Annotated in this window: 21 protein-coding genes; 3 read left to right on the forward strand and 18 right to left on the reverse strand. The window is 72.5% G+C overall.

The annotated features are described in order from the left end of the window. Positions 1 to 4: 4 nt before the first annotated feature. From JOD66_RS00840 to JOD66_RS00880, 9 genes are all read right to left on the reverse strand, one after another. Positions 5 to 1,264, reverse strand: coding sequence for a gluzincin family metallopeptidase (locus tag JOD66_RS00840; RefSeq protein WP_204835072.1), 1,260 nt, complete (start codon positions 1,262 to 1,264; stop codon positions 5 to 7). Further along, entirely contained in the window at positions 1,245 to 3,155 is a 1,911-nt protein-coding gene (dxs, locus tag JOD66_RS00845; RefSeq protein WP_204835073.1) for a 1-deoxy-D-xylulose-5-phosphate synthase, read from the reverse strand. The genes JOD66_RS00840 and dxs overlap by 20 nt, the downstream gene beginning before the upstream one ends. Before the next feature lie 18 nt (positions 3,156 to 3,173). Further along, positions 3,174 to 4,112, reverse strand: coding sequence for an SMP-30/gluconolactonase/LRE family protein (locus tag JOD66_RS00850; RefSeq protein ID WP_204835074.1), 939 nt, complete (start codon positions 4,110 to 4,112; stop codon positions 3,174 to 3,176). Between the two features lie 126 nt (positions 4,113 to 4,238). Next, on the reverse strand, positions 4,239 to 4,823 hold the full coding sequence (locus tag JOD66_RS28005) for a thioredoxin-like domain-containing protein (protein ID WP_204835075.1): 585 nt from the start codon (positions 4,821 to 4,823) through the stop codon (positions 4,239 to 4,241). Positions 4,824 to 4,940: 117 nt separating this feature from the next. Beyond that, a complete protein-coding gene (locus JOD66_RS00860; RefSeq protein WP_204835076.1) occupies positions 4,941 to 5,240 on the reverse strand; it encodes a thiamine-binding protein in 300 nt (99 codons plus the stop codon). Between the two features lie 24 nt (positions 5,241 to 5,264). After that, positions 5,265 to 6,071, reverse strand: a complete 807-nt coding sequence (locus JOD66_RS00865; protein WP_307823216.1) for a nucleotidyltransferase domain-containing protein — start codon at positions 6,069 to 6,071, stop codon at positions 5,265 to 5,267. A gap of 11 nt (positions 6,072 to 6,082) precedes the next feature. Beyond that, on the reverse strand, positions 6,083 to 6,274 hold the full coding sequence (locus JOD66_RS00870; protein ID WP_205126604.1) for a hypothetical protein: 192 nt from the start codon (positions 6,272 to 6,274) through the stop codon (positions 6,083 to 6,085). A 314-nt stretch (positions 6,275 to 6,588) separates the two neighbouring features. Next, positions 6,589 to 9,408, reverse strand: a complete 2,820-nt coding sequence (locus JOD66_RS00875) for an aconitate hydratase (RefSeq protein WP_204835077.1) — start codon at positions 9,406 to 9,408, stop codon at positions 6,589 to 6,591. A gap of 130 nt (positions 9,409 to 9,538) precedes the next feature. Next, positions 9,539 to 11,449: an ABC transporter ATP-binding protein gene (locus tag JOD66_RS00880; RefSeq protein ID WP_204835078.1), complete on the reverse strand. Its 1,911-nt coding sequence runs from the start codon at positions 11,447 to 11,449 to the stop codon at positions 9,539 to 9,541. A gap of 156 nt (positions 11,450 to 11,605) precedes the next feature. On the opposite strand from JOD66_RS00880, the gene JOD66_RS00885 reads away from it, so the two are divergent. Beyond that, the gene (locus JOD66_RS00885) at positions 11,606 to 12,181 is read left to right on the forward strand and encodes a dihydrofolate reductase family protein (protein WP_204835079.1); all 576 of its coding nucleotides are present in this window, start codon (positions 11,606 to 11,608) and stop codon (positions 12,179 to 12,181) included. A 16-nt stretch (positions 12,182 to 12,197) separates the two neighbouring features. On the opposite strand, the gene JOD66_RS00890 is transcribed toward JOD66_RS00885, so the two are convergent. The 6 genes from JOD66_RS00890 to JOD66_RS00915 form a co-directional block, all read right to left on the reverse strand. Beyond that, complete coding sequence (locus JOD66_RS00890) at positions 12,198 to 14,135, reverse strand: YhgE/Pip domain-containing protein (protein WP_204835080.1); 1,938 nt, start codon at positions 14,133 to 14,135, stop codon at positions 12,198 to 12,200. Beyond that, a complete protein-coding gene (locus tag JOD66_RS00895) occupies positions 14,132 to 14,743 on the reverse strand; it encodes a hypothetical protein (protein WP_204835081.1) in 612 nt (203 codons plus the stop codon). The genes JOD66_RS00890 and JOD66_RS00895 overlap by 4 nt, the downstream gene beginning before the upstream one ends. 22 nt (positions 14,744 to 14,765) lie before the next feature. Then, on the reverse strand, positions 14,766 to 15,935 hold the full coding sequence (locus JOD66_RS00900) for a M20 metallopeptidase family protein (RefSeq protein WP_204835082.1): 1,170 nt from the start codon (positions 15,933 to 15,935) through the stop codon (positions 14,766 to 14,768). Then, a complete protein-coding gene (locus tag JOD66_RS00905; protein ID WP_204835083.1) occupies positions 15,935 to 16,672 on the reverse strand; it encodes a cysteine hydrolase family protein in 738 nt (245 codons plus the stop codon). The genes JOD66_RS00900 and JOD66_RS00905 overlap by 1 nt, the downstream gene beginning before the upstream one ends. An 88-nt stretch (positions 16,673 to 16,760) precedes the next feature. After that, positions 16,761 to 17,879 carry a class I SAM-dependent RNA methyltransferase gene (locus JOD66_RS00910; RefSeq protein ID WP_204835084.1) on the reverse strand — a complete coding sequence of 373 codons (1,119 nt, stop codon included), beginning with the start codon at positions 17,877 to 17,879 and terminating at the stop codon, positions 16,761 to 16,763. After that, complete coding sequence (locus JOD66_RS00915; protein ID WP_307823217.1) at positions 17,876 to 19,915, reverse strand: APC family permease; 2,040 nt, start codon at positions 19,913 to 19,915, stop codon at positions 17,876 to 17,878. Before JOD66_RS00915 ends, JOD66_RS00910 begins: the two co-directional genes overlap by 4 nt. Before the next feature lie 225 nt (positions 19,916 to 20,140). On the opposite strand from JOD66_RS00915, the gene JOD66_RS00920 reads away from it, so the two are divergent. Together JOD66_RS00920 and JOD66_RS00925 are read left to right on the forward strand one after the other, a co-directional pair. After that, complete coding sequence (locus JOD66_RS00920) at positions 20,141 to 20,806, forward strand: potassium channel family protein (RefSeq protein ID WP_204835086.1); 666 nt, start codon at positions 20,141 to 20,143, stop codon at positions 20,804 to 20,806. Positions 20,807 to 20,831: 25 nt separating this feature from the next. Beyond that, positions 20,832 to 21,506, forward strand: a complete 675-nt coding sequence (locus JOD66_RS00925; RefSeq protein WP_204835087.1) for a potassium channel family protein — start codon at positions 20,832 to 20,834, stop codon at positions 21,504 to 21,506. A 15-nt stretch (positions 21,507 to 21,521) separates the two neighbouring features. On the opposite strand, the gene JOD66_RS00930 is transcribed toward JOD66_RS00925, so the two are convergent. The 3 genes from JOD66_RS00930 to JOD66_RS00940 are packed head-to-tail and all read right to left on the reverse strand — an operon-like array spanning position 21,522 to position 23,277. Further along, entirely contained in the window at positions 21,522 to 22,256 is a 735-nt protein-coding gene (locus tag JOD66_RS00930) for a DUF3159 domain-containing protein (protein ID WP_307823218.1), read from the reverse strand. Further along, positions 22,253 to 22,612, reverse strand: a complete 360-nt coding sequence (locus JOD66_RS00935) for an OB-fold nucleic acid binding domain-containing protein (protein ID WP_204835088.1) — start codon at positions 22,610 to 22,612, stop codon at positions 22,253 to 22,255. Before JOD66_RS00935 ends, JOD66_RS00930 begins: the two co-directional genes overlap by 4 nt. 8 nt (positions 22,613 to 22,620) lie before the next feature. Beyond that, positions 22,621 to 23,277, reverse strand: coding sequence for a DUF3710 domain-containing protein (locus JOD66_RS00940; protein WP_307823219.1), 657 nt, complete (start codon positions 23,275 to 23,277; stop codon positions 22,621 to 22,623). Positions 23,278 to 23,285: the final 8 nt, after the last annotated feature.

Below are 23,285 nucleotides of genomic sequence, written 5' to 3' on the forward strand. Positions count from 1 at the left end.
GGAACTACTCCTGACCCGAGTAGGTGCGTGCCATCAGTCCTACACCCCGTTGGGCCAGTTGTGCGGGAGTGACACCGAGGACCTCCGGCAGCACTTGCGCCTGGTCGGCGCCGTCGGCGAGCCGGTCGAGCAGCAGGAAGAGCATCGGGCGGCCGTAGACGCTCGCGACGTACTCGCAGACCCACCAGGACACGGCATACCACGCCTCGGCATCCGCGCTGCCGAACTGCGCGGCTCCCGGCAGGTCGCGCACGCCGGCCGCCAGGTCGAGGGCCCGGGCCGGCAGCCGGCGGCGGGCCGGCGCCATCGACTGGACCGAGACGTACTCCGCCACCCCCTCGCTGAGCCACAGCGGCGCGCCCCGGCCCCGCGAGCCGAGGGTCGCGTGGGTGAGCTCGTGACGCACCAGCCTGCCGAGCACGCCGACCGGCTGGTCGAGGACCCGCGGGTTGAGGAAGACCCGGTACGACGCGACGCCCTGGCCCGGGTCGGTCCCGTCGACCGGCACGGCGATGGTCAGCCCGTCCGCGCGGTCGGGGTCGCCGACGGTCCGGTCGGCGAGGCCGCGCAGGAACGCCGGGTCGCGCAGCGAGTAGACCACCACTCCCGACGGCGCGTCCTCGCCGGTCGACCCGATCACGCCGCGGACGTCGGAGCGGCCGGTGCCGGCGGCGGCGAGCACCTCACGGGCATGGCGCACCGTGGTGTCGTCGAAGATGCCGAGCACGCCCGCGGTCCGCTCGACCCGGATCGGGCCGAGGTCCCACGGCTGCACGTTGCCGGGGTGGGCGGTCTCCCAGGCGTGGTCGGTGGTCGAGGTGATGACCAGCCGGCGGCCGTCGCGCGAGCGCGTGAACAGGAACCGGTCGCGGGTGCGGGTCGGCGCGGCGTCGTACCCGTCGAGGCCGAGGCTGAGGACCACCTCGACCCAGTAGTCCTCGCTCCCCTCGACCGGGGTGATGGTGTCGGCGGCGACCTCGTAGTGCAGCTCGCCCACGGGCAGCTGGGCGAGGTTGTCGAAGTAGGTCTGCTGCTCCTGGACCAGTCCGGGGTCGGAGCGGTCCAGCGCCTTCCGGAACCGGGCGACGTCGTGGGTGCGCAGGCCGCGGGCCCGCTTGTCGAGCGTCCGCTGGATCAACGTGGCGACGTCGTCGTACCCGGCTCCGGAGTCGGTCGGCGGGGGTGGGTCGGCGGAGCAGGCGGTGAGCGGCAGCAGGAGCAGGGCCAGGACCGGGAGCAGGGTCCTAGCGCGAGCCGTCGACATCGAGGAGCGACCGACCTTCCGCGACGGGCTCGGCGGTGATGTCGTGGAGGATGTCCAGCGCGATCGCGGAGGGGGTGAGCCCGATCCGCTCGAGGATCGCGGGCCGCTTGGCGTGGTCGAGGAACTCCTGGGGGATGCCGTGGATCCGGACCGGGGTGCGCACGCCGGCGGCGACCAGGGTCTGCAGCAGCACCGCGCCGACGCCGCCGATGACGCCGTTGTCCTCGATCGTGACGACGCGGCGGTGGGTGCGGGCCAGCTCGATCAGGGCCGGGTCGACCGGCTTGACCCAGCGCGGGTCGACGACGGTCACGCCGATGCCCTGGTCGACCAGCCGCTGGGCGACGTCGACGGCGGTCTCGGCCATCGAGCCGACCGCGACGACGAGCACGTCGCGCGCTCCCTCGCGGACGAGCAGGTCGCAGCCGCCGGCCCTGCCGACCGCCTCGAGGTCGGCCGGCGGCGGGCCCTTCGGGAACCGGACGACGGTGGGTGCGTCGGCGACCTCCACCGCCTCGTCGAGCAGCTCGCGCATCCGGGTGGCGTCGCGCGGCGCGGCCAGGCGCAGCCCGGGCACGACCTGCAGCAGCGACATGTCCCACATGCCGTTGTGGCTGGCGCCGTCGTCGCCCGTGACGCCGGAGCGGTCGAGCACGAAGGTCACGCCGCACCGGTGGAGCGCGACGTCCATCAGCACCTGGTCGAAGGCCCGGTTGAGGAAGGTCGCGTAGACGGCGAAGACGGGGTGCAGCCCCCCCATCGCCAGGCCCGCGGCCGACGTGGCGGCGTGCTGCTCGGCGATGCCGACGTCGAAGGTGCGCTCGGGGAACCGGGCCTGGAAGCGGTCGAGGCCGACCGGGTGCATCATCGCGGCGGTGATCGCGACGACGTCGGGACGCCGCTCGCCGATGGTCACGATGTGCTCGGCGAAGTGGTCGGTCCAGATCGGTCCCTTGGGCTTCTCGGCGCCGGTCTGGACGTCGAACGGGCCCGGCGAGTGGAACTGGTCGGCCTCGTGGCGCTCGGCCGGGTCGTAGCCGAAGCCCTTGCGGGTGATCGCGTGCACGATCACCGGGCCGCCGAAGCGCTTGGCCTGGCTCAGCGCCTGCTCGACGGCGGCGCGGTCGTGGCCGTCGACCGGTCCGACGTACTTGAGCCCGAGATCCTCGAACAGGCCCTGCGGCGCCAGCGCGTCCTTCAGGCCCTTCTTCATGGCGTGCAGGGCGTCGTACGCCGCCGAGCCGACGCCGGGAACCGCGGTGAGCCGGCGCTTGACGATGTCGAGGACCGTCTCGTAGCGCGGGTTGGTGCGCAGGCTGGTCAGCGCCGTCGCCAGGCCGCCGATGGTCGGGGTGTAGGAGCGGCCGTTGTCGTTGACCACGATCACGAGCTTGGAGTCGTGCTGGATCGCGATGTTGTTGAGCGCCTCCCAGGCCATGCCGCCGGTGAGCGCTCCGTCGCCGATGACCGCCACGGTGTGGCGGTCCTCCCCGCGGATCCGGAACGCCTTGGCGATGCCGTCGGCGTAGCTGAGCGCGGTGGAGGCGTGGGAGTTCTCGACCAGGTCGTGCTCGGACTCCGCCTGGCTGGGGTAGCCGCTCAGCCCGCCCTCGCGCCGCAGCGTGCCGAAGTCGCCGGCCCGGCCGGTGACCAGCTTGTGGACATAGGACTGGTGGCCGGTGTCGAAGACGATCTTGTCGCGCGGGGAGTCGAAGACCCGGTGGATCGCGAGGGTCAGCTCCACGACGCCGAGGTTGGGTCCGAGATGACCGGTGTTGGTCGCGACGGTGCGGATCATCAGGTCGCGGATCTCCGCCGCAATCTGGGTCAGCTCGTCCTCGGACAGGGCCCGCAGATCACGCGGGGTGCTGATGCTCTCGAGGACAGACATGAAGGCCAGTCTAGGCGGTCACAGGTCGGTGAACGCGATCGCGGGCTCGTGCAGGCTGCCCAGCCAGACCCGGCCCTCGTGCTCCCGGACGCCGGTCACCATGTGGTACGCCGCACCCGGCCCGGAGGAGGCGAGGTCGAGGTCGTGGACCAGGGTGCCGCGCTCGTCGTACGCGACCACGCGGACGGTCTGCTTCGGCTTCGGCTGCAGCGCCTCGGGCAGCCTGGTGGCCAGCTTCCGCAGGGCCATCGGGCCGCGCTGGAGCCGCTCGACGAGCGGGTCCGTGGGGCTGGCGATCGTTATCCAGATCAGTCCGTCCGAGCCGCGGGCGATGTTGTCGGGGTAGCCCGGCAGGTCGGTGACCAGGAAGTCGCGGGTGCCCTGGCGCTCGCCGGTGAGCCATTGCCGCACGACGGTGCGGGCGCCGGTCTCGGCGACGCAGACGAAGTCGCCCGCCGCGGAGAGGGCGACCCCGTTGGCGAAGGCCAGGCCGTCGAGGACCACGGCGACCGTGCCGTCGGGGTCGCGCCTCAGCAGCCGGCCGGTGCGGGTGTGCTGGACGAAGTCGTCCTTCCAGCGCGCGATGCCGTACTCCGTGGACGAGTCGGACCACCAGACGGTGCCGTCGTCGGCGATCGCGGCGTTGTTGCAGAAGCGCATCGGCCGGCCCTCCACATCGGCCGTGATCAGCTCGACCCGACCGCTCGCCGGATCCACCCAGAGCAGGCCCCGCTGCGCGTCGCACACCAACAGCCGACCGTCGGGCGCGAACTCGATCCCGAGCGGGCGCCCGCCCGTGTGGGCGACCCGGTCCACCCGGGCGCCGTCGGGACCGACCCGGAAGACGGCACCGTCCTCGGTGCCGGTGAAGACACAGCCCCGGTCGGGTCCTGAGGTCGCCACGACGACGTCCTCCGCGCCGTGGCCGGGGACGGGAAGCACGGTGAGGGAGGTCACTCCGGCAGCCTACGCGGGGTGGTCTGACCAGTTGCGGTTTGGGACCAATCCGTGAAAATCCGGCCGATCTGTTGCAGTCTGTGCCCAATTGACGACTGGTCTGACCACCTCAGCCGGCAGCCCCGATCAGACGCTGGTGCCCGACGGCGGCAGGTCCGCCGGGTCGACTCCCCCGTGGCAGGACGCGAACGGCTCCGGCGCCGTGTCGCCCGCACCGAACTCCGCGACGAATTGGGCGATCCGCGGGTCGTCCGGGCCGGTGAGCGCGAGCTGCCGGCCCCAGACCGTGATCACGACCGGCGCCTCCTGGTCGTCGTACGGCGACAGGATGCCGTTGTCGGGCAGCTGGTCGGCGAGCCGCCGTACGCCGGCCGCGTCGACGTCGTCGCGACGGTAGGTCAGCCAGACGGTGCCGTGCTCGAGGTCGTGGACCACGTTGACCTCGGGGACCGGCTCGTCGTAGACGCCGCACTCCAGCCAGTACGGCGCGTGGTCGCCGCCCGCGGGAGGCGACTGGGGGTAGTCGTGCTCGACGCCGGGGGCGAGATGCTGGTTGGTGAGCCCGTCGTACTCCTCGACGGCGGCGAGACCGTCGGTGTCGACCGTCTCCGCGCCGCCTGCCCCGGACTCGGTCGCGGCCGGGTCGTCGTCCTTCGCCAGGGCCAGCGGCACCAGCACGGCGGCCGCCAGCACGAGGACGGCGACGAGCACCGCCAGGACGATCGGCAGCGGCGAGCGACGGCGCGGGGGCGGGGGGGAACGCCGGCGGGAACGCCGGTGGCGGCCCGTACGGCGGGGGTGGTGGGGGTGGCGGGAACGGCGGCTGGGTCACTGTTCGAGCGCCCGCTCGACCCGCTCCACCTTGGCGGTGAGCTCGCCGGTGAAGCCCGGGCGGATGTCGGCCTTGAGCACCAGCCCGACCCGCGGCGAGACGGCGGCGACCGCGTCGACGGCACGCTTGACGACCGCCATCACCTCGTCCCACTCCCCCTCGATGTTGGTGAACATCGCATTGGTCTCGTTGGGCAGCCCCGACTCGCGGACGATGCGGACCGCGGCAGCCACCGCCTCGGAGACGCCACCGGTGTCGTCGGAGGTGGAGGGGCTGATGCTGAAGGCGACGAGCATGCGCCCACGGTAGTCAGGCGGGCCTCACCGGCCGGCGGGCGCCCAGCGGTCGAGCAGGTCGCGGAAGCCGGCGTTCGCCCGCTCCCGCACCGCGGAGCCCGGATCGGGGGCGACGTCGGGCTCGGGGGCGAGCACCTGCTCCACCCACGCCGCGATCGCCGGCGGGACCGGCGCCTCGCCCAGCTCGCGGGACCGGGCCTTGAGGAGGCGCAGCTCCTCGATCTCGGCCCGGACGCCGAGCGGCAGGTCGGTCTCGGCGAGCAGCTCGTCGAGGTTCATCGGCGGCACGCCGGCGTGATCGTCGAGCCAGCGCAGGGTGAGCGCCGGCCGCACGGCGTAGAAGACCCGCTTGAGCCGTACGACGTCCGCACCGGCACGGGCGTGCGCCCACTGACCGCGTCCGACGTGCAGGTAGTGCCGCCGGACCCGGCCGCGGTCGGTCACCGCCGCCAGCAGGTCGAGCAGGGCGTCGCGGAAAGCCGGGTCGCCGTCGTACACCAGCGGCGAGCGCAGCCACTCCCCGACCGTCGCGTTGCCGGCGGTGGCGAGCCGGACCGCCTTGGCGAGGTCCCAGCCGTTGACGTCGAGCAGTCCGTCGAGGGGCGTCTCGATCACGTCGCGAGCCGGCCACAGCGCCAGGTAGGCCGCGGCCGGGCGCACGAACAGGAAGCGGCAGTCGTAGTCGCTGTCCGGAGAGGCGAAGCCCCACGCCCGGCTCCCGCTCTCCACCGCCCACGGGATGCGCACGCAGTGGGCTGCAGCGACGTCCTCCAGCCGGCCGTCGATCGCGGCGACGGCGGACTGGTCGAAGGTGTCCGGGATGGTGCGCACGAGCGGCGGCCTCAGGCGGCAGGCCGCGTGAGCCGGCCGTAGGGCCGCTCGTCCCGGAGATGCCAGACCGCCCAGGCCACCGGGAACACCAGCGCGGCCAGCGCCACGACCGGCGCCGATCCGCCGCGGCGGCGCTCGCCCAGCCCGGTGAGGGCGCCGAACAGCAGCAGCACTGCCCCCGGGAGCACGACCGCGATCACCACGTGCCCAGGGTGGCACACCGGCCCGCGCTGGTGCTATCGAGCCGGGCCGGGCAGGTGGCGCGGTGCGGCTGGTGGGGGCGTGGGGATCCGCGACCCGCTGTAACACGGTGTTCGCTGCTCTTCCGGACCCGGGACGTCGGTCGAGGGGGTCTGAGCGGGTCCGGTACAGGCGGTCGGGGTCAGGAGGAGCAGCGGACAACGTGTTACAGCGCCGCCCGACAGCCGCCGCCGCCACAGCCGCCACCAGCAGCCCCAAGCCAGAGATACGCCGACGGCCCGCCCCCAGCAGGGACGGGCCGTCGGATCGAGCAGACTCAGCCGCGCAGCAGGTTGCGCAGCACGTACTGCATGATGCCGCCGTTGCGGTAGTAGTTCGCCTCGCCGGGGGTGTCGATGCGGACGACCGCGTCGAACTCCACACCGGTGTCGGTGGTGACCTTCACCGTCGAGGGCGTGGTGCCCTCGTTGAGCTCGGTGATGCCGGCGATGGAGAACGTCTCCTCGCCGGTCAGGCCGAGCGACTCGGCGTTCTGGCCCTCGGGGAACTGCAGCGGGATCACGCCCATGCCGATCAGGTTGGAGCGGTGGATGCGCTCGTAGCTCTCGGCGATGACCGCCTTGACGCCCAGCAGCGAGGTGCCCTTGGCGGCCCAGTCGCGGGAGGAGCCGGAGCCGTACTCCTTGCCGGCCAGGACGACCAGCGGGATGCCGGCGGCCTGGTAGTTGACCGACGCGTCGTAGACGGTGGTGACCGGGCCGTCCGCGACGGTGAAGTCGCGGGTGAAGCCGCCCTCGGTGCCGGGCGCGATCTGGTTGCGCAGCCGGATGTTGGCGAAGGTGCCGCGGATCATGACCTCGTGGTTGCCGCGGCGCGAGCCGTAGGAGTTGAAGTCGCGCGGGGAGACGCCGTTCTCGGTGAGGTACTTGCCCGCGGGCGAGTCGGCCTTGATCGAGCCGGCCGGCGAGATGTGGTCGGTGGTGACCGAGTCGCCGAGCTTGAGCAGCACGCGGGCACCGGAGATGTCGGTGACCGGGGCGGGCTGGTCGGGCATCCCGTCGAAGTACGGGGCCTTGCGGACGTACGTCGACGCCTCGTCCCAGGTGAAGGTGTTGCCCTCGGGGGTGGGCAGCGAGCGCCAGCGCTCGTCACCCTTGAAGACGTCGGCGTAGGACTCGGCGAACATCTCCGAGTTGATGGCACCCGCGATGGTCGACTCGACCTCGGCCGGCGAGGGCCAGATGTCCTTGAGGAAGACGTCGTTGCCGTCGGCGTCCTGGCCGAGCGCGTCGTTGAACAGGTCGACGTCCATCGAGCCGGCCAGCGCGTAGGCGACGACCAGCGGCGGGGAGGCCAGGTAGTTCATCTTGATGTCGGGGCTGATCCGGCCCTCGAAGTTCCGGTTGCCGGAGAGCACCGAGACGACGGCGAGGTCGTTCTCGTTGACCGCCGCGGAGACCTCGGGGATGAGCGGGCCGGAGTTGCCGATGCAGGTGACGCAGCCGTAGCCGACCAGGTTGAATCCGAGCTTGTCGAGGTACGGCGTCAGGCCGGCCTTCTCGTAGTAGTCGGAGACGACCTGCGAGCCGGGCGCGAGGGTGGTCTTGACCCACGGCTTGCGGGCCAGGCCCTTCTCGACGGCCTTCTTGGCGAGCAGCGCGGCGCCGATCATGACCGACGGGTTGGACGTGTTGGTGCAGGAGGTGATCGAGGCGATCGTCACCGCGCCGTGGTCCAGGGTGAAGGTGGTGCCGTCCTCGAGGGTCACCTCGACGGGCTTGGACACCCGGCCGCCGTCGGCGGGCGCCGCGGAGAGGTGGTTGCTCGGGGCCGGGGCGCCGTTGGCCTGGTGGGGGTCGTGCGACGGGGCGTCGGACGCCGGGAAGGACTCCTCGACGGCCTCGTCGTAGCCCTGTGCGTCCTGCGCCGGACCGGCGTAGTCGACCAGCGCGCCGCGGAAGGACTCCTTGGCCTCGGAGACGAGCACGCGGTCCTGCGGGCGCTTCGGGCCGGCGATCGAGGGGACGACGGTCGCCAGGTCGAGCTCGAGCTTCTCGGAGTAGCGCGGCTCGGCGGCCGGGTCGAGCCAGAGACCCTGCTCCTTGGCGTACTTCTCGACGAGCGCGATCTGCTCCTCGGAGCGGCCGGTCAGGCGCAGGTAGCTGATGGTCTCGCCGTCGATCGGGAAGACCGCGATGGTCGAGCCGAACTCCGGCGACATGTTGCCGATGGTGGCGCGGTTGGCCAGCGGCAGCGCCGCGACACCGGGACCGTAGAACTCGACGAACTTGCCGACGACGCCGTGCTTGCGGACCATCTCGGTGATGGTGAGCACCAGGTCGGTGGCGGTGGAGCCCTCGGGCAGCTCGCCGGACAGCTTGAAGCCGACGACGCGCGGGATCAGCATGGAGACCGGCTGGCCGAGCATCGCCGCCTCGGCCTCGATGCCGCCGACGCCCCAGCCGACGACGCCGATGCCGTTGACCATGGTGGTGTGGGAGTCGGTGCCGACGCAGGTGTCGGGGTAGGCCAGCAGCTCACCGTCGACCTCGCGGGTGAAGACGGTGCGGGCGAGGTGCTCGATGTTGACCTGGTGGACGATGCCGGTGCCGGGGGGGACGACCTTGAAGTCGTCGAAGGCGCCCTGGCCCCAGCGCAGGAACTGGTAGCGCTCGCGGTTGCGCTCGTACTCGATCTCGACGTTGCGCGCGAAGGCCTCGGGGGTGCCGAAGACGTCGGCCATGACGGAGTGGTCGATGACCATCTCGGCCGGCGCGAGCGGGTTGATCTTGGTGGCGTCGCCGCCCAGCTCGGCCATCGCCTCGCGCATGGTGGCGAGGTCGACGACGCAGGGGACGCCGGTGAAGTCCTGCATGATCACGCGGGCGGGCGTGAACTGGATCTCCTTGTCGGGCTGGGCCGTCTCGTCCCATCCCGCGAGGGCCTTGATGTCCTCGGCCGTGATGTCCGCGCCGTCCTCGGTGCGGAGCAGGTTCTCGAGCAGCACCTTCAACGAGAAGGGCAGGCTCTCGACGTCGAGGCCCTCCCCCGTGACCGCGTCGAGGCGGAAGATCTCGTAGGACTTCCCCTCCACGTCCAGGGTGCTCTTGGCTCCGAAGCTGTTCTTGCTGGCCATCGCGTCTCCGTCCACATCGACTTCATCGTTGTCGCTAGGTCTGCCGTTCATCCTGCCGCCGCGAGCGGCGGAAGGGATAGTGAGGCTGACCTAAGTCCGCAGAGATCCGGGGATCCGATATCTCTTGATGTCAAGATACACGATGGGTGGGCAGATCACCACGCTCGGCCGGGTCCGGCGCGTCCTCGGCGAACTGGGTCCGGTACAGCTCCTCGTACCGGCCCCCGGCCGCGAGCAGCGCGGCATGGCTGCCGCGCTCGACGATCCGGCCGTCCTCGACCACGGCGATCAGGTCGGCCGCCCGGATCGTCGAGAGCCGGTGCGCGATCACCAGCGCGGTCCGGCCGGCCAGCGCCTCGCCGAGCGCCGCCTGCACCGCCGCCTCCGAGGTCGAGTCCAGGGACGCGGTCGCCTCGTCGAGGATCACCACCCGGGGCTGCTTGAGCAGCAGCCGGGCGATGGTCAGCCGCTGCCGCTCACCGCCGGAGAGCCGGTAGCCGCGCTCCCCCACCACCGTGTCCAGCCGGTCCGGCAGCGCGCCGACCAGGTCGGCCAGCCGGGCCCGGGACAGCGCGTCCCACAGGTCCTGCTCCGAGGCCTCCGGCCGGGCCAGCAGCAGGTTGCCGCGGATCGTGTCGTGGAACAGGTGGCCGTCCTGGGTGACCATGCCGACGGCGTCGCGGATCGAGGCGGCGGTGAGGTCGCGCACGTCGACCCCCGCCAGGCGTACCGCGCCCGCGTCGACGTCGTAGAGCCGGGAGACGAGCTGGGCGATGGTCGACTTCCCGGCGCCGGAGGAGCCGACCAGGGCCACCACCTGGCCGGGCTCCGCGCGCAGCGAGATGCCGTGCAGCACCTCCTCGCCACCGCGGGTGTCGAGGGTCGCCACCGCCTCCAACGAGGCGAGCGAGACCTTGTCGGCCGCCGGGTAGGCGAACCGGACGTCGTCGAGCTCGACCGCGACCGGTCCCTCGGGCACGGTGCCGGCGCCCGGCCGGTCGGTGATCAGCGGCTGGAGGTCGAGCACCTCGAAGACCCGCTCGAAGCTGACCAGCGCGCTCATCACCTCGACCCGGGCGCTCGCCAGGGCGGTCAGCGGCGCGTAGAGCCGGGTCAGCAGCAGCGAGAGGGCGACCACGTCACCGGCGTCGAGGGTGCCCTGGAGCGCGAGGGCGCCGCCGAGTCCGTAGACCACGGCGACGGCCAGGGCGGAGACCAGGGTCAGCGCGGTGACGAAGGTGGTCTGCACCATCGCGGTGCGTACGCCGATCTCGGCCACCCGCCGGGCGCGGGCCGCGAACTCCACCGACTCCTGCTCGGGCCGGCCGAACAGCTTGACCAGGGTGGCGCCGGGCGCCGAGAACCGCTCGGTCATCTGGTTGCCCATCGCGGCGTTGTGGTCGGCCGCCTCGCGCTGGATGCCGGCCAGTCGCCGGCCCATCCGCCGCGCCGGCACCACGAAACCCGGCAGCAGCACGAGCGCGAGCAGGGTGACCTGCCAGGAGATGCCGAGCATCACGACCAGCGTCAGCACCAGCGTGACCAGGTTGCCGACCACGCCGGACAGGGTCTGGCTGAACGCGCGCTGCGCCCCGATCACGTCGTTGTTGAGCCGGCTGACCAGCGCACCGGTGCGGGTGCGGCTGAAGAAGGCGACCGGCATCCGCTGCACGTGGTCGAAGACGGCCGTGCGCAGGTCGAGGATCAGCCCCTCGCCGATGCTCGACGACAGCCAGCGCGACACCAGCCCGAGCCCGGCGTCCAGCACGGCGAGCACCGCGATCCCCAGCGCCAGCCGGACGACGACCGAGCGGCTGTCGCCCGCCACGATCGCGTTGACGACGTGACCGGCCAGCACCGGCGTGGCGACCGCGAGCCCGGCCGTGACGACGCTGAGCACCAGGAACCCGATCAGCTTGCGGCGGTGGGGACGCGCGAAGCGCAGGATCCGCTTCGCGGTCGTGGCGCTGAACTCCCGCTCCTCGTCCGGCCCGTGCATCCCCCGGTACACCTGGTTCCAGGCGATCGACTCCATGCTCATGTGCCGAAGGTAGAACCTCAAGCCGACATGAGGACAAGCCGGCGACTCCCGCCCAGGAGAATCACCGAGAAAAGAATCGGTCGGCCTGTCGTATCCGTCCACGCCCGTTCGTGGAGAGGATGTCAGCGCCCCCAATCCCGACCCCGGAGGTCACCCATGCGCACCCTGATCTACACCGCCTTCGTCTCCGTCGACGGCGTCGTCCAGGCTCCCGGCCCGGAGGACGGCTACCGCAACGGCGGCTGGACCTTCCAGGGCATCGACTTCCTCCCGGAGGTCTACGAGCTCAAGGGCCGCGAGCAGGAGGAGGCGGGCGCGCTGCTGCTCGGCCGGGTCAGCTACCAGGCGTTCGCGCCGGTGTGGCCGTCGATGACCGAGGAGTTCCCGAAGTACAACGCGATGCCGAAGTACGTCGTCTCGACCACGCTCAAGGACGAGGACCTCGTTGCCGACTGGGGCGAGACCACGATCCTGCGCTCGCTCGACGACGTCGCCGCGCTCAAGGAGACCGACGGCGGGCCGATCTCGATCCACGGCTCGGCGAGCCTGGCCCGGGGCCTCGCCGACGCCGGGCTGCTCGACCGCTACCACCTGCTCGTCTTCCCGTGGGTCCTCGGCGCCGGCAAGCGGATGTGGAGCGAGACCGACAAGGACCGCCAGAAGCTGGACCTGGTCGAGAGCGAGGCGTACGCCAACGGCGTGCAGAAGCTCTGCTACGCCGTGGTGCGCTGACCTCTGCTGAGCCGGGCTACAGCACCACCGTCGGCTTCACCCGGCTCGGCGTCCACACCCGGTGCCGGCGTGCGACCAGCGAGGTGAGCACCAGCGCGCCGGCCAGGTACGCCACCAGCACCAGCACCGCCGTGGACGCCCGGGCCGGGTCGCCGCCGTACATCAGCTGGCGCAGGCCGTCGACGGCATAGCTCATCGGCAGCACCTGGTGCAGCCAGTGCAGCGGCTCGGGGATCGTCTGCCAGGGGAAGGTGCCGCCCGCGGTGACCAGCTGGACCACCATCAGGACCAGGGCGAGGAACTGGCCGGGGGTGCCGAGCAGCGCGTTCATCAGGTGCACGATCGCGACGAAGGTCGCCGAGATCAGGATCATGAACAGCCAGGTGCGCAGGCTCTCGACGATGCCGACGTCGAGGGTGAGCGCGACCACCGCGAACGCGAGGGTCATCTGGGTGGCGCCGATGAGGGCGGGCGGCAGCCAGCCGCCGACGGCGATCCGCAGCGGGTGCTGGTTGGCGGCCAGCGCCCGGCTGGACAGCGGGCGGACGAGGAGGAAGAGCACGTACCCGCCGATCCACGCGGCCAGGGCCAGGAAGAAGGGCGCCAGGCCGGCGCCGTAGTTGCGGGCCGCCGCGTCGCTGCGCGCCCGTACGTCGATCGGGTCGGCGATGGTCGCGGCGATCCGCTCGCGCGAGTCCGCGGTGGTGTCGGGCACCTTCTCGACGCCGGCGGCGAGCCCGTCGCGCAGGCTGCCGGCGCCGGCGGTGAGCCGGCGCAGGCCTTGGCGCAGCTCGACGGTGCCGTCGTGCAGCGTGCCGGCCCCCTTGTCGAGCCGGGCGGCGCCCGACTCCAGCTCTCCGGCGCCGTTGCGCGCCTGGCGGATTCCGTCCACCAGGGCCGGTGCCGAGCGGGCGAGCTGGTCGGCGCCGGCGGCGACCTGGCCGGCTCCGGCGGCGAGCTGGTTGAGCTGCTTGCGGACGTCGCCCGCCTTGGCGTCGACGCCGTGCACCTTGCCGCCGACGCGGTCGTAGACCGCGAGCAGCCGGTCCTGGGCCGCAGCGTCGATGCCGAGCTGGTTCATCTGGGCGACGAGGTCGGCCCGGCCGCCGTCGAACGCCTTGCGCGCGTCGTGGACCGCACCCGCGATCCGGTCGCCCGCGTCGGCCACCTTCCGATCCCCGTCGGCGACCTGGCGGGCGCCCGACGCCAGCTTCCGGGCCTGCTGCGGCAGGCTCGACGTACGGGTGGCCAGGGTGGTCAGCCCGTCGTGCAGGCGGGTCGCGCCGCCGTGGAGCTGCCCGGTGCCGTCGGCCAGCTGCCCGCTCCCCGTGACCAGCTCGCGGGAGCCCCGTCGCGCCTGCTTCAGGCCGTCGTGGAGCTGGCCCGCCCCGTCGGCGCCCTGCTGCAGGCCCTGCCGGACGTCGGCGATGCCGAGCAGGAAGGTACCGACCGCCTCCTTGGAGACCTGCTGCCCGATCGCGTCGCGCACCTTGGTGGCGACGGTGTTGGCGATCGTGGTCGACAGATAGGAGTTGGCGTCATTGGTGAGCATCGTGATCCGCGCCTGCTCGGGGTCCCCGCCCGAGCTGCTGGTCAGCGCGGCGGAGAAGTCGCGCGGGATGAGCAGCGCGAAGTCGTAGGTCCCGTCGTCGACCCCCGCCTTGGCGGTGGCCCGGTCGACCTCGTGCCAGCCGAAGTCCGCGGACTGCAGCAGCTGGTCGGCCACCTCGCGGCCGGCGTCGAGCTGCTTCCCGTCGAGACCGGTCGCGCCGGTGTCCTCGACGACCAGCGCGGTCGGCACCCGGTCCAGCGCGGAGTAGGGGTCGTGGTTGGCGTAGAGGTAGAGGCCGGCGTAGATCGTCGGCACCGTCACCAGCGCCAGCACGGTGATCCGGCCCATCCGGAGGCTCAGCAGCCGCGACAGCTCGCTCCAGGCGATCCGCAGGGTGTTCATGCCGCGCCTCCGATCGTGGCCCGGCGGACCACCTCGCCGGTCAGGTCGACCGCCTCGCTGACCGTCACCAGCACCCCGAGGCCGGCGTCCGCGGCCGCGCGCACGGGTGGCCACCAGTCCCGCCGGTGCAGGCCGTGGCGGTCGGGCGAGACGAGCACCAGGAACCGGGCGTCCGGCCGGGCGGCCCCGAGCTCGGTGAGCGAGCGGACCCGGTCGGCGGGCGGCACGTCCTCGGTGCGCAGCCCCGGCCCGGTGCCCAGCCGGTGCGCCCGCAGCCAGGACGACGCCGAGCGCGGACCCGCGGGCCGCCCGGCGAGCGCGAGCTCCTCGGCGACGACCACCCGGAACGGCACGCTGTCGTCCGGCTCGGTCACCCCGGGTACGTCGACCAGCACCACGGCGGCCTGCAGCACCCCGGGCGAGGCGTCCTCACCGAGGGCGACGGTGCCGCCCGTCAGCCGCAGTCGCCCGGCCAGGGCGAGGGCCAGGGCCACGTTCCCGTGGCCCGGCCGGCCCACCGCGACCACCACCTCGCCAGGGGTGAGCTCCACCGAGGTGGGTTCCAGCAGCCCCGCGACCGCCCCGTCCGTCATGACCAGGTTCGTCATGACGGCCAGTCTGCCCCGTCGGTCAGGTCGCGCCGTGGACCCGGTGCGCGATCGCACCGAACACCGCCAGGCCGACGGCCAGCGCGCCCTCGTCCGGGTCGAAGGTGGGCGTGTGCAGCCCGCCGGCCGTGGCGCCGGGCCGCCCGCAGCCGAGCATGAACATCGCGCCGGGCACCACCTGCTGGTAGTAGGCGAAGTCCTCCGAGCCCAGGTGGGGTCGCTCCAGCTCGATGACCCCAGCCCCCGGCACGAGGACGTCGCGAGCCGCCGCCCGCACCGTGGCTGCCAGGTCCGGGTCGTTGACCACCGGCGGGAAGCCCTCGACGATGCGCACGGTGGCCCACGCGCCCATCGACGCGGCGATCGCCTCGGCCGTCGTGACCAGCCGCTCGCGCAGCTCGAGCTTGTCGGCGGACTCGACGCATCGGATCATCCCCCGCACCTCGGCGGAGCCGGGGATCACGTTGACCGCCTCTCCGCCGTGGACCGAGGCGACGGTCAAGGTGGCCACGCTGAACGGACTGAGCGTGGCGCACAGACCGTCGAGCGCCGTCACGATGCGGGCGGCCACCGACAGCGCGTTGACGCCCAGCTCGGGCTGCGAGCTGTGCGCCTCCCGTCCGGCGACGGCGATCTCGAACTCGTCGTCGGTCGCGGTCAGGGCGCCGTCGCGCACCGCGATCGAGCCCGTCGGCAGCTCGGGCACGACGTGCAGCGCGAAGATCCGCTCGACCCCGGCGGCGAGCCCGCCGGCGTCGATGACCCGCTGGGCGCCGCCGTTGGCCTCCTCCCCCGGCTGGAAGACGAAGACGATCGTGCCGCTCAGCGCGGCCGCCTCGGCGACCAGCCGCTCGGCCAGCCCGAGCAGGATCCCGGTGTGCAGGTCGTGCCCACAGGCGTGCATCACGCCCGGGACCGTGGAGCGGAACGGCTGCTCGGTGTCCTCCGCGATCGGCAGCGCGTCGAGGTCGGCGCGGAAGGCGGTGACCGGGCCCGGGCGGCCGGTGGCGAGCGTGGCGACGACGCCCGTGCCCGCGACGCCGGCCCGGTAGGGCAGCCCGATCCGGTCCAGGTGCTCCTGGATCAGCCGGGAGGTCCGGTGCTCCTCGAAGCTCAGCTCGGGGTGCTGGTGGATCGACCGGCGGACCGCGACGGCCGTCGCCAGGGCGCCCGCGTGGGTGACCGCGGACACTAGCGCGCGGGGAGCTCGGCGAGGCGACCCAGCAGCGTCTGCGTGGTCTCGGAGTTCGCGTAGATCTTCCTGATGCTCTGCAGCGCGTACTCGTGGCGCTGGGGGCTGAGCGCGCCGACGGCGTCCTCGATCAGGTCGACCTGGTAGCCCAGGTCGGACAGGTCGCGGACCGAGGCGCTGATGCACTGGTCGGTGTAGAAGCCGACCACCAGCACCTTCCGGGCGCCGAGGTTGCGCAGCACCTGGTCGATGTGGGTGCCGACGTGGATGCCCGAGCAGGTCTTGTTGAGCACGATCTCGTCCTCGCGCGGCATCACCTCCGGGAGGAACTCGGAGTCCTTGGAGCCCGGCGGGTAGAACATCCCGGCCGAGCGGTGCAGCGCGCCGGTGTCGGCGGCGTCGGGGAGCTGGGCCTGGATGCGCACGTGGATCGGGCGGATCCCCGTCTCCCGGCACTTCTCCAGCACGGCCGAGATGTTGCCGACCGTGGCGCGCATGTCGGCCTCGATCCGGTCGAGGACCGGCAGCATCGGCTCCGCGTCGACACCGAGCGCGGCGAAGGTCTTGAGGAAGGCATCCTTGGTGATGCACTCCTGGATGTCGATCAGCACCAGCACCGTGTCCGCCGGGTCGAGCGGCACGGGGGTCGCGTAGATGCTGGAGCTGAGCCCGCCGTAGTAGGTGTCGGCGAAGGCGTTGACCATCTCGTCGGTGACGGCGGAGGGGGTGGAGGTCATGGGGGCTCCTGTCGGTGGGGTGGCGCCGCCACCGTGGCGGACGTCATGGCAAAGGGTTACCAGATCGTGCCTCACCGGTGAGCCGGGGTCAGGGGGTCAGCAGCGCCACGCACTCGACGTGATGGGTCATCGGGAACAGGTCGAAGGCGCGCAGCGTGACCAGCCGGTACCCGTGCTCGGCGAAGATCGCGACGTCGCGGGCGAGTGCCGCGGGGTCGCAGGCGACATAGGCGACCGCGCGGGGACCGCGGGCCACGACCTGCTCGACGACGGCCCGCTTGGCGCCGGCCCGGGGCGGGTCCAGGACGACCAGGTCGGCCCGGCTCCAGGCCGCGGGGAGTCCGGTGGCCAGCACTGAGGCGACGTCGCCGGGGACGGCCGTGACGCCCGGGCAGTTGCGCTCGGACAGGGCCGAGGCCGCCCGGTCCCCCTCGACCGCGGCGACCCGGCCGGTCGGGCCGAGCGCCTCGGAGAGGAAGCGGCTGAACAGGCCGACGCCGGCGTACAGGTCGAGCGCGCTCTCCCCCGGCCGCGGATCCAGGGCCGCCAGGACGGCGTCGACCAGCGCCTCGGGAGCGCCCGGGTGGACCTGCCAGAAGCCGCCGTCGGCGACCTCGAAGGCCACCCCGCGCACGACGTACGACGGACCGGCGGGCGCCTCGAGCAGGCAGGCCTCGACGGGGACCACGTCGTGGGAGCGGTGCTTGCGCATGCCCCGGCCGCCGCCGGGCAGCGGGACGTAGCGCTGGCGGGTGCGCCAGTGCAGCCCGTCCTCGTCGCCGGGGACCGCCTCCACGCTCACGTCGACGTCGATCCCGGCGAGCCGACGCAGCTGCTCGCGCACCACCTCGGCCTTGAGCCGGCGCTGCGCGGGCAGCGTGACGTGCTGGAGGTCGCAGCCGCCGCAGAGCCCGGGGCCGGCGTACGGACAGGGAGCGGGGACCCGGTCGGGTGCCGGGGTGAGCACCTCGACGGCGTCGCCGCGCCAGAACCGGTCGCCCTCGGTGCCCTCGGTGATCTCGACGACCACCCGCTCACCGGGCAGGGCGTGCCGGACGAAGACCACCCGGTCCTCGACCCGGGCGACGCAGTGCCCGCCGTGGGCGACCGGGCCGATCTCGGCCTCGAACCGCCGGCCGGCGACCGAGTCGCCGCGCGCGGCGCGGGCCCGGGGCCGCCGCGACGGACGACGAGCCGGCCGGCTCACCGCGGGTGCTGCCGGTCGTTGCCGCGCACCCGGCCACGGCGCAGGTCACCGGCGTGGACGCGCTGCTCCTCGCGCTCCTCGCGCTCGAGGGCGATCTGGGAGGAGCGCAGCTGGTAGGGCACCGAGATGACCATGACGCCGGGGGTGAACAGCAGTCGCCCCTTGAGCCGCAGCGCGGTCTGGTTGTGGAGGAACTGCTCCCACCAGCGGCCCACGACGTACTCGGGGATGTAGACCGCCACCACGCCCCGCGGGTTGGCCCGGCGGATCGCGGAGGCGTACTCGACGATCGGCTTGGCCACCTCGCGGTACGGCGAGTGGAGCACCTTGAGCGGGATGCCGGTGTTGCGCTCGTCCCACTCCTCCAGCAGCCGCGCGGTCTCCTTCTGGTCGACCGAGACGTAGACGCCCTCCAGCGCGTTGGGCCGGGTCGCCTTCGCGAACGCCAGCGCGCGCAGGGTCGGCTTGTGCAGCTTGGAGACGAGCACCATCGCGTGCACCCGGGTCGGCAGCGCCTTGTCGGCCTCGTCGGCGGCGAGCTCGCGCTCGACGTTGTCGTAGTGGCGCTTGATGCCCTTCATCACCGCGAAGAAGAAGCCCATCGCGAGCACGGTGATCCAGGCGCCGGCGAGGAACTTGGTCAGCAGGACGACGACCAGCACCACCGCGGTGAAGGAGAGCCCGACCGCGTTGATGGTCCGCGAGCGGATCATCCGGCGCCGCTCGGCGGCGTCCCGCTCCGTGGCGAGCGCCCGGGTCCAGTGCCGGATCATGCCGAGCTGGCTGAGGTTGAAGGAGACGAAGACGCCGACGATGTAGAGCTGGATCAGCTTGGTGGTCTCGGCGTCGAAGGCGACGATCAGCACGATCGCCATCAGGGCGAGGAAGACGATGCCGTTGCTGTAGGCCAGCCGGTCGCCGCGGGCGCCGAGCGCGCGCGGGGCCAGGCCGTCCTTGGCGAGGATCGAGCCGAGCACCGGGAAGCCGTTGAACGCGGTGTTGGCGGCCAGCACCAGGATGATGCCGGTGACCGTGACGACGAAGTAGAAGCCGGGACTGAAGTCGTGGAAGACGGCGTCGGCGATCTGTGCGATCACGGCGTGCTGGTCGTAGTTCTTCGGCACCGGCACGCCGTTCATGGTGAGCCGCTCGAGCTCGTGGGGGTCGACGTACTTCAGCCCGATCTGCTTGGCCAGCACGATCACGCTGATCATCATCGTGATCGCGATCAGGCCGAGCAGGAGCAGGGTCGAGGCGGCGTTCTTGCTCTTCGGCCGCTTGAACGCCGGCACCCCGTTGGAGATCGCCTCCACGCCGGTCAGCGCGGCACAGCCCGACGAGAACGCGCGGGCGAGCAGCACGATCAGGCCGAAGGTCGTCAGCGGCTCCTCCCAGCCCTCGCGCGGCTCGATGTCGAGCCCGGCGCTCTCGGCCATCGGCAGCGAGCCGCTGATCCCCTCGATCAGCCCGTAGGCGCACATCCCGAGGATCGCGGCCATGAACAGGTAGGTGGGGATCGCGAAGAAGGTGCCCGACTCGCGGATGCCGCGCAGGTTCATCGCCATCAGCAGCAGCACCAGCACGACCGCGATCAGCGCCTCGTGGTCCTGGAACGCCGGTATCGCCGCCGAGGCGTAGTTGGCTCCCGACGAGATCGACACCGCGACCGTGAGCACGTAGTCGACCAGCAGCGCGCTCGCGACCGTCATGCCGGCCGTGCGCCCGAGGTTGACGGTGGCCACCTCGTAGTCGCCGCCGCCGGACGGGTAGGCGTGCACGGTCTGCCGGTAGGACGCGATGACCGCCGCCATCACGATCGCGACCGCGATGCCGATCTTCCACGACCAGATGTACTGCGAGGCACCGGCGATCGCCAGCATGATGAAGATCTCGTCCGGGGCGTAGGCGACCGACGACAGCGCGTCGCTCGCGAACACCGGGAGCGCGATCCGCTTGGGAAGCAGCGTCTCCCCCAACTGGGCGCTGCGAAGCTTGCGTCCGAGGAGGATGCGCTTCGATACGTCTCCGACACCCACGAGCGACAACGGTAGGGCATGACCGCCGGACTGGCGTCGTCGCGAGCGGTGTACGGCGCCGAGCTGGCAAGGCGGCGGAGCGCTGGCAAGGCGGCGGAGCGCTGGCAGGCCGGATCGCCTTCCGAGCGACGCCGACGCCGCCAGGTCGGATGCCGTGCTCCGCGCAGCAGGCGGCGGGCCGGCGGTCATGCCCTGCGGCATGAGACGTGGGATAGCGTGCTCACCGTGCACGTCGTGATCATGGGCTGTGGCCGGGTCGGCTCGACCCTGGCCCGCAGCCTCGAGGACCGCAACCACACCGTGTCGATCATCGACAGCGAGCCCGACGCCTTCCGGCGCCTCGGGCCGGGTTTCAACGGGGACAAGATCCCCGGGATCGGCTTCGACCAGGAGGTGCTGGAGAAGGCCGGGATCCGGCGGGCCGACGCGTTCGCGGCCGTGTCGAGCGGTGACAACTCCAACATCATCGCGGCGCGGGTGGCCCGGGAGACCTTCGGGATCCAGCAGGTCGTCGCCCGGATCTACGACCCGGGCCGGGCCGAGGTCTACCAGCGCCTCGGCATCACCACCGTCGCGACGGTGAAGTGGACCGCCGACCAGGTGCTGCGCCGGATCCTGCCGGCGGGCGCCGAGCCCGACTTCCGCGACCCGTCGGGCACGATCCGGGTCGACCACCTCCCGGCGCCGGAGGTCTGGGTGGGCGCCCGGGTGGGCCAGCTCCAGGAGCAGGCCCGCTGCCGGGTCGCCTGGATCGACCGCCTCGGCGAGGGCCTGCTGCCTGACCGCGACAGCGTCATCCAGGAGGGCGACATGCTGCACCTGGTCACCCGCGAGGAGTCCGCGGACCAGGCCTACGAGGTGCTCGGCCGCGGGCCCGAGCACGCCGACTGAACCGTCTGAGGGGCAAGGAAAACACATGCGTGTCGCCATCGCCGGAGCAGGCGCCGTCGGCCGCTCGATCGCGCGGGAGCTGATCGAGAACGGCCACGAGGTGCTCCTCATCGACAAGTCCCCGTCCTCGATCCGGCCCGAGCGGGTGCCGGACGCCGAGTGGCTGCTCGCCGACTCCTGCGAGCTCTCCTCCCTGGAGGAGGCCCGCCTCGACAAGTGCGACGTCGTCATCGCCGCCACCGGCGACGACAAGGCCAACCTGGTCACCTCGCTGCTCGCCAAGACCGAGTTCGGCGTCCCGCGCACGGTCGGCCGGGTCAACCACCCCAACAACGAGTGGCTGTTCACCGAGGCGTGGGGCGTCGACGTCAACGTCTCGACCCCGCGGATCATGTCGGCGCTGGTCGAGGAGGCGGTGAGCGTCGGCGACCTGGTGCGCCTGTTCACCTTCCGCAAGGGCAACGCCAACCTGGTCGAGATGGTGCTGCCGGCCGACTCGCCGTACGTCGGCAAGGCGTCCGGGCTGATCCCGCTGCCGGAGAACTGCGCGCTGGTCTCGATCCTGCGCGACGGGCAGGTCTACGTGCCGACGCCCGAGCAGCCGGTCGAGTCCGGCGACGAGCTGCTGTTCGTGGTGCCGGCCGAGGCCGAGGACGAGCTCGAGCGCCTGCTGGCCCCGGGCTCGCACCCGCAGAAGTAGCCCCGCGGATCCGGCTCAGGCCGGCTCGGCGTCCGGCGCCTCGGCGCCCTCGGCGACCTCGGCGGGTGTCGAGAGCGGCGTGGCGTTGCGCGCGAGCAGCCAGATCATCGCCGACCAGGAGCCGATCCGCAGCACCCAGCCCAGGCCGGTGCGCAGGATCAGGATCAGCACGACCGCCTGGTCCGGGTCGATCCGCCCACTGTGCCCGAGCAGCCACACCGGTCCCTGCAGCAGCACCCCGATCGCACCGGGCAGCAGCATCACCCAGGTCAGCCGGCTGCACAGCCGCACCACCTGCGGATCGTCGTGCCACGCCGTCGCGTCGCCGGTGACGCTGCCGAGCATGAAGCCGAGCATCGGCCAGCCGACCAGGCAGCTGAACCCGAGCACCACGGTGTAGCCGAGGCTGATCAGGATGCCGGGCAGGAAGAACGCCAGCGCCTGGTCGGACTCGGAGCCGCCGGAGCTCTGCGCCCAGCGCACGAACACCCAGCCGATGCCGATGCCGAACACCGCGTTGAGGACGTACTGGGTGCTCGAGCGCTGCACCAGGCGAGCCAGCAGCGCCAGACCGGCGACCACCAGGCTGCCGATCAGGGCCCACTGGAGCTCCTTGGTGCTCAGCCACACCGCCGTGAACACCACGCCCGGGATGGCGGCCTCGGCCATGCCTCGCCGCCCGCCGAGCGCGGTGGCGAGCTGGCGCCGGACCAGCGCCTCGACGGTGTCGACCCCGATCGCCGCGCTCACAGCAGCTCGTAGCGGGGGTTGTAGAGGATCCGGTGGCCGTCCTGGCTGCTGACCCGGCCGAGGACCTCGAGGGCCCGTCCGGGGTCGATGCCGGCGATCCGCCGCCGGCCCAGCCAGATCACCGTGACCACGCCGGTGCCGTCGTACAGCTCGGCCTCGAGCGCGGGGACGCCGCCGCGCGGCCGCAGCGTGACCGTGCGCAAGGTGCCGCGCAGCCGGACCGGCTCGCGGTCGGGTGCCTCGCCGATGCACACCACGCCGGTGCCGCTGAAGGTCTTGCGGAGATCGCGGGCCTCGGCCTCGTCGGGGTTGGCCCATCTGCTGATGGTGCGCCGCAGCCGGCTCTTGGTGCGCATGGGAGCGCTCAGCTGGTGGGTACGGCGCGCGGCGTGGCGCCCTCGGGCAGCGACAGCGGGAGCTGCTCGCCGACGGGCATGGCATGGGCACCACGACGCACCGCGACCTGGGCGATCGCGGCCTCCCACGCCTCGGCCGACTCCGGCTCGCGAGCCGGGTCGCCCAGCAGGGTGGCGCGCAGCAGCCAGCGGGGGCCGTTGATGCCGATCACCCGCGAGGTCTGGGTGCCCGTGGCGCCGTCGGGACGGGTCATCCGCACCTCGCACACCAGCTCGGTGCCGAACCGGCCCTCGCGCTCGGTGGCGGTGCCGCCGCGGCGCGCGGCGTCGGCGGCGATCTGGGGTCGGATCTCGCTCCACAGGTCGCCATTGCGCGGCGCCGCGAAGGCGCGCAGCTCGAGCGCGCCCGCGTCGCTCGCCAGCAGCACGGCGCGGACCGCGCCGGACTGCTCGTCGACCTGCACCCGCAGCTCGCGGTCCTCGGTGGGAGCGACCAGCAGCGAGCCCAGGTCGAGCCGGGCCACGCCGTCGTCGGGGATGTCGTCGGCGTCGTACGGGCCGTCCGTCGCGTCGCTCGCGGCGACCTCGGCGGTCGGGTCGACCTCGGTGGTCTCCTCCCCCGCGTCCTCGACCGCCTGGTCGGCAGCCTTGCGCCGCAGCCTCACTGTGTCCT

This window comes from Nocardioides nitrophenolicus, assembly GCF_016907515.1.
GTDB classification, from domain to species: domain Bacteria; phylum Actinomycetota; class Actinomycetes; order Propionibacteriales; family Nocardioidaceae; genus Nocardioides; species Nocardioides nitrophenolicus.

Excerpts from the sequence above, each read along its gene's own strand:
- JOD66_RS00840 (WP_204835072.1), bottom strand. The coding sequence starts at position 1,264 with ATGTCGACGGCTCGCGCTAGGACCCTGCTCCCGGTCCTGGCCCTGCTC.
- dxs (WP_204835073.1), bottom strand. The coding sequence starts at position 3,155 with ATGTCTGTCCTCGAGAGCATCAGCACCCCGCGTGATCTGCGGGCCCTG.
- JOD66_RS00860 (WP_204835076.1), bottom strand. The coding sequence starts at position 5,240 with ATGCTCGTCGCCTTCAGCATCAGCCCCTCCACCTCCGACGACACCGGT.
- JOD66_RS00875 (WP_204835077.1), bottom strand. The coding sequence starts at position 9,408 with ATGGCCAGCAAGAACAGCTTCGGAGCCAAGAGCACCCTGGACGTGGAG.
- JOD66_RS00880 (WP_204835078.1), bottom strand. The coding sequence starts at position 11,449 with ATGAGCATGGAGTCGATCGCCTGGAACCAGGTGTACCGGGGGATGCAC.
- JOD66_RS00885 (WP_204835079.1), top strand. The coding sequence starts at position 11,606 with ATGCGCACCCTGATCTACACCGCCTTCGTCTCCGTCGACGGCGTCGTC.
- JOD66_RS00890 (WP_204835080.1), bottom strand. The coding sequence starts at position 14,135 with ATGAACACCCTGCGGATCGCCTGGAGCGAGCTGTCGCGGCTGCTGAGC.
- JOD66_RS00895 (WP_204835081.1), bottom strand. The coding sequence starts at position 14,743 with ATGACGAACCTGGTCATGACGGACGGGGCGGTCGCGGGGCTGCTGGAA.
- JOD66_RS00905 (WP_204835083.1), bottom strand. The coding sequence starts at position 16,672 with ATGACCTCCACCCCCTCCGCCGTCACCGACGAGATGGTCAACGCCTTC.
- JOD66_RS00925 (WP_204835087.1), top strand. The coding sequence starts at position 20,832 with ATGCGTGTCGCCATCGCCGGAGCAGGCGCCGTCGGCCGCTCGATCGCG.
- JOD66_RS00935 (WP_204835088.1), bottom strand. The coding sequence starts at position 22,612 with ATGCGCACCAAGAGCCGGCTGCGGCGCACCATCAGCAGATGGGCCAAC.